Origin of the sequence: Janthinobacterium sp. J1-1 (assembly GCF_030944405.1) — a bacterium.
Classification (GTDB): domain Bacteria; phylum Pseudomonadota; class Gammaproteobacteria; order Burkholderiales; family Burkholderiaceae_D; genus Janthinobacterium.
Map to the genome: position 1 here is coordinate 6,310,090 of NZ_CP132339.1, position 11,781 is coordinate 6,321,870.

The following is an 11,781-nucleotide window of genomic DNA, read 5'->3' on the forward strand; positions in this document are numbered from 1 at the left end:
TTTTAGACGCAAGCGAGCATGCATGCGGGTTTGCGGGCGGTTCGAGGGAACCTGAAAATTATTTTGAATTATTTTCAAAAAAACCCTCAAGTTCTGGCTGAGGCCGCCGTTAATCTAGACAAGCGTAAAACCATTGATAAAAATACAGGTGTGCTCATGAACTCCAACGACGTGCTTTCGATGTATGAAAATATTGCCGGTTTGACCAATCAGATGGTCGTGGCCACACGTTCGGAGGACTGGGAAAGCTTGAGCGCGCTGGAAAATCAATGCGCCAGCGCAGCGAGCGCCACCCTGGTCGGCGCCGTGCCGGCCCTGTCCGGCTCACCGCGAGTGCGCAAGTTCGACCTGATCAAGCAGATCCTGGCCAATGACCGCGCCATCCGCAATATCACCGAACCCTGGATGGCGCAGCTGTCCAAGACCATGCCGGCGCCGCGCGCGCACAGATAACCCGTTTTACCAGAAGAGAAGACGACGGCGCCTGCGGGCGCTTTTTTTACGTCCAACGCAGGCAACCTTGCGCCCCTCAGCGCGAAAAAGGCTCGGGCTCCGGCGCCAAAGCCGGCTCATCGCGCTCAGGCACAGTATCGCCAGGCGATACCACCGGCGCCGGCTTGCGGCGAAACGGCTTGCGCAGCAAGACCCAGTATTTCGATGGCGGCCTGGGCCCTGCCTCCGCACGCCCCTTGCGCTTGCGCAGGATATACACGATGACAGCCGTCACCAGCAGGAACAGCACGGTGCCCAGGCCCAGCCACCACAGGCCATTGCCACTGCCTTTCTTTTCCGCCACCGCTGGCTTGGCCTTGGCATGCGGCGCCACGGCGGTGGCTGGAGCAGAGGGAGCAAGGGCGGCAGGTGCGGCCAGCGCCTGCTGCAGCGCCGAGACCTTGCCTTCCAGCACACCAATCTTTTCATTCAAGGCCGTGTTTTGCCGGTCCAGCGCCACGCACGCCGCGGCCGGCACACCGGCCGCTTGCGGCGCGCAGGCGGCCACCGGCGCCGGCGCCGGCGCGCGGCGCAGCGGTGGCGGCGAAACCGGCACGAAGGCCGGCTTGGACGCCACCGGCGGCGCGACAAACACGGCCGGCGGGCGCAGCATGCCTTCGGCGCGGGCGCGCGCCGCCAAGGCGGCTGCGTCCGGTACCGCGATCGGCTTCGAGACAAGGACCGGCACGGGGGCTTGCGGCACGACCTTGGGCACGGGTGCTGGAACGACCACTGGCACCGTCGGCACCGGCGGCGCAGGCGTCAGCCAGACGGTGGCCAGGCGCACGATGCCGCGATTGCCATTGCCCAGCACCAAATACACATGCACATGGCCGGCATTGATGGCTTGCCGCGTGCTGAGGTGGACAAAGCGCCGGCCGTCGCGCTCCACTTGGCTAATCGTCAGGGTTTGCAGGGAGGCGTCCATGCTGATGCCGCCGCCTTCGTAGACATTGCCGGAGGCCAGGCGTACCGGCAGGCCCTGCAGCTCATCGGGCGCCAGCGCCGTCAATTCGATATCGGCCGACAAGGGCTGGCCCACGTGCGACTGCACGCTGATATCGCCCAGCTCGGCCGCAAACACGGCCGGCATGGCCAGGCAGGCGGTGGCGCACAGGGTCGCGGTCCAGCGGGAAAAGACTATGCTCGGCATGAAATAATCGCTTTGACAACAGGAACAAGGGATAACGTATCTTGTTAACGGCAGGAAATTGAAAAAATATAGGCGCCAGCAGGTGCGCTGTGCGTTTTCGGCGCCTGGAGTACACTCGGTCCACCAACACAGATGAAAGGGATGCCATGAGCAGCAGAATCGAACGCGACAGTTTCGGCCCGATCGACGTACCCGCCGGTCAATTATGGGGAGCGCAGACCCAGCGCTCGCTCGAGCACTTCCATATTTCCACGGAAAAGATGCCGCCCGAACTGATCGCCGCGCTGGCCACCGTCAAGCGCGCGGCCGCCCACGTCAACCTGGGCCTCGGCTTGCTCGGCGGCGACAAGGCCGTCGCCATCACCCAGGCGGCCGACGAAGTACTGGCCGGCCAGCATGCGACCGAATTTCCGCTGGCCGTCTGGCAGACGGGCTCTGGCACGCAAAGCAATATGAACATGAATGAAGTGCTGGCCAACCGGGGTTCCGAACTGATGGGCGGACTGCGTGGCGCCGAGCGCCTGCTGCACCCGAACGACGACGTCAACCTGGGCCAGTCCTCGAACGATATCTTCCCCACCGCCATCCACGTGGCCGCCGCGCTGGCAGTCGCCAACACGGTATTGCCGCCGCTGCGCCAGCTGCGCGCGACATTGGAAGCCAAATCCGCCGCCTTTGCCGACATCGTCAAGATCGGCCGTACGCACTTGCAGGACGCCACGCCATTGACCCTGGGCCAGGAATTCTCGGGCTACGCGGCTCAGCTGGAGTTTGCCGAACACATCATCGAGGCGTCGCTGCCGCCGCTGCTGCAACTGGCGGCCGGCGGCACGGCGGTGGGCACGGGCCTGAACGCCCATGCCGAATTTGCCGACCGCATCGCCGCCGAGCTGGCGCAGCTGACGGGCCAGCCATTTGCCAGCGCCGGCAACAAGTTTGCCGCCCTCGCCGCCCACGACGCGCTGGTGGCCGCCCATGGCGCGCTGAAAACCCTGGCCACGGCGCTGATGAAGATCGCCAACGACGTGCGCTGGATGGCGTCCGGCCCCCGCTCGGGCCTCGGTGAAATCACGATCCCCGAAAACGAACCGGGCAGCTCCATCATGCCGGGCAAGGTCAATCCGACCCAGTGCGAAGCGCTGACCATGCTGTGCTGCCAGGTGTTCGGCAACGACGTGGCCATCACGGTGGGCGGCGCCTCGGGCAATTTCGAGCTGAACGTGTTCAAGCCGCTGATCGCGCACAATTTCCTGCAAAGCGCGCGCCTGCTCGGCGACGGCATGCGCAGCTTTGACGAGCATTGTGCGCACGGCATCGAACCGAACCGCGAACGCATCGCCGAACTGATGGAACGTTCGCTGATGCTGGTCACGGCGCTGGCGCCGCATATCGGCTACGACCGCGCGGCGCAGATCGCCAAGCAGGCGCAGCACGAAGGTACGACGCTGAAGGAAGCGGCACTGGGCCTGGGTTTCGTAACGGAAGAGCAATTTGCCGAGTGGATCGTGCCACTGGACATGACGCGCCCGAACAAAAGTTAAGGCCACTTCCGCATGCCCGCTTGCAACCATGTAAACTAGCTGTTTGGCTCGGCAAACCGGGCTGCACAGTGTTGAAAACACATTATTGCGATTGAGGATAGAATGCAAAAAACAAGCTTTGATTTGACATCCGAGTTCGTCGAGCTGAACCAGCTGCTCAAGCTGGTCGGCTTGTGCGACAGCGGCGGCGCGGGCAAGGTCATGGTCGACAGCGGCGTGGTCAAGGTCGACGGCAAGAAGGAATTGCGCAAGACGGCCAAGATCCGTGCCGGCCAGGTGGTCAGCGTGGCCGATATCCGCATTACCGTGGTGGCACCCGCCTGAGGCCGCTTTAACGCGCTCCTGTGTCAGATCAAAACCCGCCCGGCTGGTTTGCCTATGTTTATATTATTGCCATATATTCATCAACAAGCGGAAAGGATAGCCATGGACAATGCCGAACACGGCACGCGCAGCCAGGAGCGATTGATCGCCGACTTGCGCCAGGTCATCGAGAATGCGGAAGACCTGCTGCGCACCACCGATAAATACACCAGCACCTTGTACCAGGGCGCGCGCGCCAAGCTGGAGGTGGCCCTGGTGGCGGCCACCGCCGAACTGGCGCATTTCGAAGACGAACAACTGGCGCGCATGATGGAAGCGACCCTGGCGGCCAACGCCGTGTGCCACGACCAGACCGGCGAAGCGCGCATCCTGCGCGCGTTTCAATAGCCTTATTCGATGAGCATGGCCGTCAGCACGGCATGCTCCAGCCACAGGCGCAGCTGCCCACCGAGATCGAACTGCGCGTCGATCCCGAAGGCGGCGTCCAGCGCCACGCCAAAACTTTTACCTTGCATCAGCAGCAGCAGTGCCGCATGGGCGGCCGCATCCAGCGCCAGCGCCTGTGCCTGCCACTGCGGCCGGCACACGAGGGCGTGACTGGCGGCAGCCATCTGCTGTGGAAATGCCGCATGTTCGTGCTGGTGCGCCTGCCATAGCGCCACCACCTGCCAGTCGGAATGGATCAGCGCGCACGCCGGATGCAGGGTGAAGCGGCATGCTTCCAACTGCTCCGGCGCCAGGCTGGCCAGCGCGTCCGCCGCCAAACCCGCCGCATCCGGCGCGTAATGGGCCAGGTGCAGCGCCCATTCCAGGCGCGCCATGTCCGGCAGGTACGGCAATTGCGCCGCAGGCGGAAAAGTGGCGAGGAAGGCGGCAAAGCCGTCACCGAACTGGTTCAGGTCGGCATCCTGCGAAGGATGCCGACGGCCGTATTCACGCGCCAGGCCCGCAAAAAATTCCTCGCCCACCAGCGCCAGCACTACCGGATACGCCTGGCCCAGCACACGGCGCCAGGTGGCGCTCAGATTGCCGCGGTACAAACCCAGCCGTTCCTCGACCAGCGCACCCCGAAACAGATTCACGGCGCCGGCCGCCTGCTCCATGTCGACCAGCGCGTCGGCAAATGCCTGCTGGGTACGCGCCAGTTGCCGGCCCGACGGCGACGCCATGACAGGGTGGATCGCACCGCGCCATGGCGCAGCTTCATGATGACGCCGCTGCATGGCGCGGGCCCGGTCGGCCTCGCCCAGCAACACAGCCAGTTCCGGCACGTCGGTATCCCATTCGACCAGGGTTGCTACCTGGCCAAAGCGTTGCAAGGCGGCCTGGTACAAAGCCCAGACGGGCTCGGCCACGGCAGCGCCGTGGTGGTCGATCACCGCGCGCGGCGTGACCAGATGGCCGCCCAGGTGCAGTTCGCCAACGATACCGGCGGGAATGTCCAGCAAGGCGGCCAGCGCGTCTTCGCCGTGGTTGCACTGGTTCACATACAAATTATTGACGTCGAGCAGCAGGCCACAGCCGCTGCGGCGCGCCAGTTCGGCCAAGAACTGCGCTTCGCTCATGGCATCCGCGTGAAAACGCAGGGTAGTCGACACATTTTCCAACAGAATGGGCCGGCGCAAGGCATCCTGCACCCTTGCCACCCTGGCGCACAGCAAGTCCAGCGCGGCCTGGTCCAGCGTCAGCGGCAACAGATCGTTGAGCTGCCGCCCCGCCACCGCGCCCCAGCACAGATGCTCGGATATCAGCGCCGGTTCGATGCGCCCGGCCAGCAGCCGCACCCGCTCCAGGTGCGCTTCGGAAAAACCGCGCGCCGACCCCAGGCCCAAGCCCACGCCGTGCAGGCTCAGGGGATAATCCTGGCGCACGGCCCGCAGCACCTGCCAGTCGCGGCCGGAACACGCCAGGTAATTTTCGGTATGCACTTCCAGCCAGTCGACGCGGGGCCGGCCTTCAAGGAAATCGCGGTAATGCGCGGCGCGCAGGCCGACGCCCACGCCGGCCAGCGCATGGGCGGGCTGCGCCATAGCTGGCCGGTTTATGACTGCTTGGCTGGCGCGGCTTGCTTGCCCGCCTTGACAGGCTTCAAGGTGCCGCCCGCCTGTTCGCACGTGCCCTTGGCAACATACGTCCATTCGGTCGGCAGATTGTCGCTGGCGGCCTGGCCGGCGCAGGAATGCGCGCCATCGGACGAGGCGCAGTCATTCTGGCCTGCCTTGGCGACGCCATAGCATTTTTCCTTGTCGCCGGCAGTGGCTGCAGCATGGTCTGCGGCGCTGGCGGCCGAAGTGGCGCAAAGGCCGGCCAGGGCGGCGGCAACGAGAGCGTGACGTTGGTTCATGGAAGTCTTTCGTAAAATAAGCGGTAGCCGATTTTACGCTGTCGCGGAAAAAGAAGGGAAGACCCTTCATGCAAACGAACGCCGCGGCCAGATCGGCGGCGGCGTGAGCAGGCCCGGCCTGGCAGGAATCAGGCCGTCGTATTGATGCGGTTGCCCAGGTGCGAAGGCAGGTTGGGCGCGGCCGGCACGGGCGGCAAGGCCTCGATCAGGGCGGTCGCGGTCGAGCTCTGGATGTCCTGGGCTTTCTTCAGGACGGCCATGCCCACGGCTTGACGATTGCCGGTCTCGGCCATCGTGGTTGACAGTTGTGCGATGCTTCCGACGTCCATAAGTCTCTCCATCCATTAAAGGTCTACCAGGATTAACGGCCGGCCGGCGCAATACTTTAGCGCTATTTTTCAAGCCGCTTTGCCAGCCGCTGCAGCAACCAGCTTAGCACGCCTGCGCGATCATTCAAGTCCAGCCAGGCCACGCCGGCGCGCAAATCGGGCGGCGCCGGCGCGTCCGACGCCACGGCGATCACGGTCACGTCATGCGGGTACAACGGCGCTTGCCCCACTTCCGGGCGAAACACTTCCAGCTTGGCGATGGGATCGGTCTTGAAGCCTTCCACCAGGGTCAGGTCGGCCGGGCCCATGCGCGCCAGTTGCTGCGACAAGGTCGGTTCGGGCGCGCCGCGCAACTCATGGACGATGGCAAAACGATACGGCGACGCCACCAGCACTTCGGCCGCGCCGGCCATGCGCAGGCGGGCGCTGTCCTTTTGTGGCGGCTCCAGCGCCAGGTCATGGTGGCTGTGCTTGATCAGGTTGACGCGCAGGCCGCGCGCCGCCATTTGTTGCACCACATATTCCAGCAAGGTGGTCTTGCCGCTGCCGGAACGGCCGACCACGCCCAGTACCGGGTGGGCAGGCGCGAACGCGGATGTCGCATGGTCCATCGTGGGCTTTCTTCCGTGAGATAGCCGCATTATACCGGCCATCCCACGTGCAACCAGGCAACGATGACGACCTGCTTGATGCAGGCAAAGCCCCTCAACCGTCGCGCAGGCCGTCGCCCGCGTCCATCGGCCAGGCATGGTGATCGGGATGGTGATCCTTGCGCCTGCGGCGCGAGATCGATTGCGGCGCCTTGCTGCCATGGGTCGCCAGCGCATTGCGGGCGCTGCGGGCCAGGTGGCGGTGCGCGGCCACCGCGCCGGCCTCCTCGTCCGGCATGGCCATGGCCGGCCCTGCCGCCGCCGCGCTGTCGAGGGCGCGCAATTCGTCTTCCCAGCGCCTGCGCTGCTCGTGCACGCTGGCCGGCAGCGCGGGCGCCGGCCGCAGCTGGGCCAGGTCCAGCGCCACGCCCAATCCGCTGGCGGCGGCCACGCGCGCGCCCATGGCGGGCAAGGCGCCGTCGGCGCCACGGCAAAAGCGCTGCAGGATGGTCTTCAGGATCGAGGTGTGGTCGAACAGCTGGTGGCAGACACTGCCGGGGCCGACCAGCGGCGACACCAGCAGCATCGGCACGCGCACCCCATACTGGCGAAAAGCGGCGTCATCGTCGACGGCGGCCGGTGGCGGCACATGGTCGAAAAAGCCGCCATGCTCGTCATAGCTGATCACGAGCAAGGTGCGCTCCCAGGCCGGCCCGCGCGACAGCGCCTGGTAGACCTGGGCCACCAGCGCCTGGCCGGCGCGCACATCGGCCGGCGGATGATCGTCGTTGGCAAAGAAGTGCGGGTCGATCCAGCTGACCGACGGCAGGGCGCCGGCCAGCGCATCGCCGACAAAGCCATAGCGCCGCCCTTGGGCGCCGAACGGTTCGTAGAATTCGGACGAACGGTAATGCTCGTCCGTCAGGGCCAGGGTCCATGGCTTCCAGAAAGAATAGAATTTCCAGCTGACCATATTGCGCTCAAGGTGGCGCACGAACGATTTGTTGGCATACAGGGGCACGCGCTTGCTGTCCTTGCTGCCGGCCGCGCGCCCGCTGACGGCGTACAGCCGGTTCGGCCAGGTGGCGCCCGGCACCGAACTGTGACAACGGTCGCAGACGCAGAACTGGCGCGCCAGGAAATCATACATGGGCAGGTCGGCGCCGTTGTAATAGCCCATCACCAGGCCGGGATCGGCATCGCCGGGATGCGTCAGCGCATAATCGCCGACAAAACCGCCGTTATTATCCTGCAACTGGCGCGCCACCGAAGCGCCCGTATGGCCGGGATTCTGTCCGGGGTGCAAGGCGGTGGACTGCAGATGGTGAGCAAAATAGGCCTTGCCCGCATGCAGGTTGACATGCTCGCTGCGCAAGCCGTCGATATCGCCGCGCCCGCCTTCCAGACTCAGATAGCCGAGCATATGGTCGAAGGAACGGTTTTCCATCATCAGCACGACGATATGGTCGATGCGGTCGAGCTTGTTAATTGTCATGCATCCTCCGGCTGGCGGCCACCCTGGCGCCTCCCAGTTTCGACCGGCACCATGCCAGCGGGTTCAGGCGCTCACGGCATTGCTTGACATGCAACAATCAGCGGCTGGTCCTCAGTACGGCACGCGGTAGCGGTAGCCCTTGAAACTGAAGATGGCCGCCTTGGGCTGCAGTTTTTCCAGCACCAGCCCCGGCGCCACTTCCTCGCCCTCGTGGCGCAGCACCTTGTCGATCAGCAGCAGGCGGTCGGCCGGATCCTTTGAATAAATATAGCCGCCCAGGGCAACCGGCGGAATCTGCCGCTGTATCGGTTCGGGCAGGTCGCGCAAGCCGGGCGTGACTTCTTCGGACGGCGCCGGGACCGGTACGGGGGCCGGAACCGGGACCGGGACCGGCGTGACGGCCTTGATCACCGGTGCAGGTGCTGGTGCAGGGGCAGGCGGCGCGGCCTTGACGGCCACCGGCACCGGCATGGGTGCTGGCGCTGGCGCGATGACCGGCGCAGGGGCCTGAACAGGGACCGGAGCAGCCGCTACCGGCGCCGGCGCCACGCTGGTCTGCGCCGGCCACCACCACCAGGCGGCGGCCACGGCGCAGGCGGCGCCCACGCCGAGCCACAACGGCAAGCGCCGCTTGCCGCTGGTATCCGGCGCCGGCTGCAGCTGCACTTGCGGCGCATGGATGGACGGCAATTCACCGAGCTGGCGTTCGGCTTGCGATTTTTTCAGTGCTTCAAGAATATACGACATTTATTTCCCCGCCACGGTGGCCGCAACAACAGGCAGGGCCACGGCTAGAGCGGCGCGCGACAGGCGCGGCTCCGTGTTGTCGCCCAGCTGCATCAGGCGCATGAATGTTTTCGGTCCCGCCAGGCCATCGGCCTTCAGGTTCTGGCTGCGCTGGAACTCGCGCAGCAAACGCTGCATGTCCGCGTCCAGCGGCAGGTTGCCGGAAGGCAGAGGCATGCCATGCAGCTGCGCCAGGCGCGCCGCCAGCCAGTCCACGTCCGGGCCGCGCGCGCCCACCGGCACTTCATCGCGCCAGTTGCGCGGCGCGCGCCAGAAGGTGACGAAATCGCCATCGCCGCGCTGCGCCAGCTCCGGCACGGGCATGGTGACGGGCTTGCCATCGATCTGCACGCTGGCGGTATCGCCCTGCACGCCGGACAGCAGCGCCAGCTGTTCGCCGGCGCCGTCCTTGCCGCGCAAGACCAGCATGGCGGGACGGTCCAGCACACGCAATTCGGCCACGCCGCCCCGGCTTTGCAGGCAGCGCAGGCCGGCGCGGGCGGCAGCCTGGCAAGCGTCACCGGCGGGCAAATGCTCGCCCCACAGGGCGGCCAACTGGCGCAGCACGGCATCACGGTCCAATGTTACGGCGGCCGGAACCGGGACCGGGGCCGGCGTCGATGCACTCGCAACAACCGGCTTGACCGGGGCCAAGGCCGCTACCGGCGCGACCACCTTGTTCAAGGGCATGAAATACCAGGCCAACGCCCCCGTTATCACAGCGCCGGCCAGCACGCCGCCGGCCAGCTGCTGCCAGCGCAATCCGCTGCCGGCGGCTGGCGCGGCGCCGCCCGCTTCGGCAAACACTTCGGCGGCCGCGCGGCGCAGGATCTGGCGCGTCACCTGCGGCTGGTTTTCCACATAGGCGCCCAGCAGCGCGCGGTCGCACAGCAGGTTGATGCGGCGCGGCACGCCATGGCTGAGCTTGTGGATCTGCGCCATCAGGCGCGGCCCGAACGGCGCGCGCGCCGTGCTGCCGGCCACGGCCAGGCGATGGTGGATATAGCTGGCCGTTTCCGGTTCCGACAGCGAACCCAGGTGATAACGCGCGATCACGCGCTGCGCCAGCTGCTCCAGCTCGGGCCGGGCCAGCATGGCGCGCAGTTCGGGCTGGCCGATCAGGATGATCTGCAGCAGCTTGCGTTCGCTCGTTTCCAGGTTGGTCAGCAGGCGCAGCTGCTCCAGCACGGCGGCCGACAAGTTTTGCGCCTCGTCGATGATCAGCACATTGTTCTTGCCCTGCGCGTGGCTGGCCAGCAGATGCACATTGATGGCGTCGACATAGCTTTTCACGCTGCCCGCACCGGCCGGCGGCGCGATGCGGAATTCCTCGCAGATCGACAGCAGCAATTCCTCGACCGACAGCTTGGGATTGAAGATATAGGCCAGCTGGCAATTCTCGGGAATCTGCTCCATGAAGCAGCGGCAGACGGTGGTCTTGCCGGCGCCGATCTCGCCCGTCAGCAACACAAAGCCGCCGCCGCTGCCCACGCCATACAGCAGGTGGGCCAGCGCTTCGCGGTGGCGCTCGCTCATGAACAGGTAGCGGGGATCGGGGGCGATCGAAAACGGCGATTGCTTGAGCTGGAAATATTGCGTGTACATGGAGACCCTGCGGTGGGACGATCAAAACGCGCCAAAACGATTGCACACGGCCATGCCTAGCGGGTTTGTGCCGGCGGCAATGGCTTGTACTTGGCGCAATAGACTTTGGCCTTGGTGCGAAAGTAGACGATTTTACTGCCAGGCATGGCGCCACGGACAGGAAAAGCGGAATAATCGAGTTTGTCGAAGCGCAGGCCCGACGCGGCGCGGATGGCCGGTTCGAGCTTTTCCGGCGTGGTATCGGCCACCACGCCCATGAAGACCAGCGGGCTGGTGTCGTCGCTGACGATCACGTCGGTCACCGGCGCGCCCCACAGCACGGCGTCGGTGCGGAACCAGTAGGCGCCGCCCTCGTGCTTGTAGGCCGGGCCGAAGGCCGTCAGCAGATATGCATAAAACGACTTGTTGTCGATCTGGTCCAGGCACAGCACGGCGTTGCCCACCACCTGCCCGAAGGTCGATGGCGGCGGCTTGGGCTGCGCCTGCGCCAGCATGGCCGGCAACAGCAGCGCCAGCACGGCCAGCGGCCGCCAGGCACAGAGCAGGCGGTGCGCGCGCATGGTCAGCGCTTGCGCTCTTCTTTCTTGACCTTCTTCGCTTCCTTTTTTTCCTTCATGGATTTAGCCGGTTCCTTCTTGGCTTCCTTCTTGCTGTCCTGTGCCTTGCTCATGGTGTGCTCCGTACGTGGGCGGGGATGCCTCGGGCATTATGACACCGCGCCGCGGAAATCGCCGTGTAAAAAACAAGCGGCCGCGCAAGGCGGCCGGTTCGATCAGTGCAGGCAGAGGCGGCGCTTGGTCTTTTCGATCAGCGCCGTATCGTAGGGATACAGGTTTTCGATAAAGAACAGTTCCGTTTCCGCCTCGTCTTCCAGGCACATCGCGATCATCACTTCGCCATCGCTTTCGCGGCCCAGGAAATCCTTGGGCCAGCGGTTCTTGCGATGCGTGCGCATCAGTTCCATGCCCAGCGCCGCCAGGGGCTTCGAGACGCCGGCGGCCAGCGCCGCTTGCTGCCAGTCATCCCAATAATCGCTTTTTGCTGCCTTGTCGTTCATGTGCTATTCCAGCTTCAGGTGTAAAAGGCGGACTGTACTCCGGACAGCCCGCGCTGCCAAGCAGG

At 65.3% G+C, this 11,781-nt stretch carries 14 protein-coding genes; 4 read left to right on the forward strand and 10 right to left on the reverse strand.

The genetic code is table 11. The features are described from left to right. Positions 1 to 18: 18 nt before the first annotated feature. Positions 19 to 453: a flagellar protein FliT gene (locus Q8L25_RS28810; RefSeq protein WP_308922645.1), complete on the forward strand. Its 435-nt coding sequence runs from the start codon at positions 19 to 21 to the stop codon at positions 451 to 453. A gap of 76 nt (positions 454 to 529) precedes the next feature. Here Q8L25_RS28810 and Q8L25_RS28815 read toward each other — a convergent pair whose 3' ends face one another. Next, positions 530 to 1,645, reverse strand: a complete 1,116-nt coding sequence (locus Q8L25_RS28815; protein WP_308922646.1) for a hypothetical protein — start codon at positions 1,643 to 1,645, stop codon at positions 530 to 532. A 146-nt stretch (positions 1,646 to 1,791) separates the two neighbouring features. On the opposite strand from Q8L25_RS28815, the gene fumC reads away from it, so the two are divergent. The 3 genes from fumC to Q8L25_RS28830 all read left to right on the forward strand — a co-directional run bounded on the left by fumC (position 1,792) and on the right by Q8L25_RS28830 (position 3,897). Further along, a complete protein-coding gene (fumC, locus tag Q8L25_RS28820) occupies positions 1,792 to 3,186 on the forward strand; it encodes a class II fumarate hydratase (RefSeq protein ID WP_308922647.1) in 1,395 nt (464 codons plus the stop codon). Between the two features lie 102 nt (positions 3,187 to 3,288). Beyond that, positions 3,289 to 3,510 (forward strand): RNA-binding S4 domain-containing protein, encoded by a 222-nt coding sequence (locus Q8L25_RS28825; protein WP_308922648.1) that lies wholly within the window; start codon positions 3,289 to 3,291, stop codon positions 3,508 to 3,510. A 102-nt stretch (positions 3,511 to 3,612) separates the two neighbouring features. Further along, on the forward strand, positions 3,613 to 3,897 hold the full coding sequence (locus tag Q8L25_RS28830; RefSeq protein WP_308922649.1) for a hypothetical protein: 285 nt from the start codon (positions 3,613 to 3,615) through the stop codon (positions 3,895 to 3,897). 2 nt (positions 3,898 to 3,899) lie between these two features. Here Q8L25_RS28830 and Q8L25_RS28835 read toward each other — a convergent pair whose 3' ends face one another. The 9 genes from Q8L25_RS28835 to Q8L25_RS28875 all read right to left on the reverse strand — a co-directional run bounded on the left by Q8L25_RS28835 (position 3,900) and on the right by Q8L25_RS28875 (position 11,716). Further along, positions 3,900 to 5,540, reverse strand: coding sequence for a DUF692 family multinuclear iron-containing protein (locus Q8L25_RS28835; RefSeq protein ID WP_308922650.1), 1,641 nt, complete (start codon positions 5,538 to 5,540; stop codon positions 3,900 to 3,902). Positions 5,541 to 5,551: 11 nt separating this feature from the next. Continuing rightward, positions 5,552 to 5,854: a DUF2282 domain-containing protein gene (locus Q8L25_RS28840; RefSeq protein ID WP_308922651.1), complete on the reverse strand. Its 303-nt coding sequence runs from the start codon at positions 5,852 to 5,854 to the stop codon at positions 5,552 to 5,554. A gap of 128 nt (positions 5,855 to 5,982) precedes the next feature. Beyond that, a complete protein-coding gene (locus Q8L25_RS28845) occupies positions 5,983 to 6,183 on the reverse strand; it encodes a YjfB family protein (RefSeq protein ID WP_308922652.1) in 201 nt (66 codons plus the stop codon). Positions 6,184 to 6,245: 62 nt separating this feature from the next. Next, positions 6,246 to 6,794: a molybdopterin-guanine dinucleotide biosynthesis protein B gene (gene mobB / locus Q8L25_RS28850; protein ID WP_308922653.1), complete on the reverse strand. Its 549-nt coding sequence runs from the start codon at positions 6,792 to 6,794 to the stop codon at positions 6,246 to 6,248. A 94-nt stretch (positions 6,795 to 6,888) separates the two neighbouring features. Further along, positions 6,889 to 8,268 carry an alkaline phosphatase family protein gene (locus Q8L25_RS28855; protein ID WP_308922654.1) on the reverse strand — a complete coding sequence of 460 codons (1,380 nt, stop codon included), beginning with the start codon at positions 8,266 to 8,268 and terminating at the stop codon, positions 6,889 to 6,891. A 111-nt stretch (positions 8,269 to 8,379) separates the two neighbouring features. Further along, positions 8,380 to 9,015, reverse strand: a complete 636-nt coding sequence (locus tag Q8L25_RS28860; RefSeq protein ID WP_308922655.1) for a general secretion pathway protein GspB — start codon at positions 9,013 to 9,015, stop codon at positions 8,380 to 8,382. After that, positions 9,016 to 10,659 carry an AAA family ATPase gene (locus tag Q8L25_RS28865; protein ID WP_308922656.1) on the reverse strand — a complete coding sequence of 548 codons (1,644 nt, stop codon included), beginning with the start codon at positions 10,657 to 10,659 and terminating at the stop codon, positions 9,016 to 9,018. Positions 10,660 to 10,715: 56 nt separating this feature from the next. Further along, entirely contained in the window at positions 10,716 to 11,219 is a 504-nt protein-coding gene (locus Q8L25_RS28870; RefSeq protein WP_308922657.1) for a hypothetical protein, read from the reverse strand. 212 nt (positions 11,220 to 11,431) lie between these two features. Further along, positions 11,432 to 11,716, reverse strand: a complete 285-nt coding sequence (locus tag Q8L25_RS28875) for a hypothetical protein (RefSeq protein ID WP_308922658.1) — start codon at positions 11,714 to 11,716, stop codon at positions 11,432 to 11,434. Positions 11,717 to 11,781: the final 65 nt, after the last annotated feature.

Bases quoted from the DNA above. Each gene is read 5' to 3' on its own strand.
- Q8L25_RS28810 (WP_308922645.1), top strand. From the start codon at position 19: ATGCATGCGGGTTTGCGGGCGGTTCGAGGGAACCTGAAAATTATTTTG.
- Q8L25_RS28815 (WP_308922646.1), bottom strand. From the start codon at position 1,645: ATGCCGAGCATAGTCTTTTCCCGCTGGACCGCGACCCTGTGCGCCACC.
- fumC (WP_308922647.1), top strand. From the start codon at position 1,792: ATGAGCAGCAGAATCGAACGCGACAGTTTCGGCCCGATCGACGTACCC.
- Q8L25_RS28825 (WP_308922648.1), top strand. From the start codon at position 3,289: ATGCAAAAAACAAGCTTTGATTTGACATCCGAGTTCGTCGAGCTGAAC.
- Q8L25_RS28830 (WP_308922649.1), top strand. From the start codon at position 3,613: ATGGACAATGCCGAACACGGCACGCGCAGCCAGGAGCGATTGATCGCC.
- Q8L25_RS28835 (WP_308922650.1), bottom strand. From the start codon at position 5,540: ATGGCGCAGCCCGCCCATGCGCTGGCCGGCGTGGGCGTCGGCCTGCGC.
- Q8L25_RS28840 (WP_308922651.1), bottom strand. From the start codon at position 5,854: ATGAACCAACGTCACGCTCTCGTTGCCGCCGCCCTGGCCGGCCTTTGC.
- Q8L25_RS28845 (WP_308922652.1), bottom strand. From the start codon at position 6,183: ATGGACGTCGGAAGCATCGCACAACTGTCAACCACGATGGCCGAGACC.
- mobB (WP_308922653.1), bottom strand. From the start codon at position 6,794: ATGGACCATGCGACATCCGCGTTCGCGCCTGCCCACCCGGTACTGGGC.
- Q8L25_RS28855 (WP_308922654.1), bottom strand. From the start codon at position 8,268: ATGACAATTAACAAGCTCGACCGCATCGACCATATCGTCGTGCTGATG.
- Q8L25_RS28860 (WP_308922655.1), bottom strand. From the start codon at position 9,015: ATGTCGTATATTCTTGAAGCACTGAAAAAATCGCAAGCCGAACGCCAG.
- Q8L25_RS28865 (WP_308922656.1), bottom strand. From the start codon at position 10,659: ATGTACACGCAATATTTCCAGCTCAAGCAATCGCCGTTTTCGATCGCC.
- Q8L25_RS28870 (WP_308922657.1), bottom strand. From the start codon at position 11,219: ATGCGCGCGCACCGCCTGCTCTGTGCCTGGCGGCCGCTGGCCGTGCTG.
- Q8L25_RS28875 (WP_308922658.1), bottom strand. From the start codon at position 11,716: ATGAACGACAAGGCAGCAAAAAGCGATTATTGGGATGACTGGCAGCAA.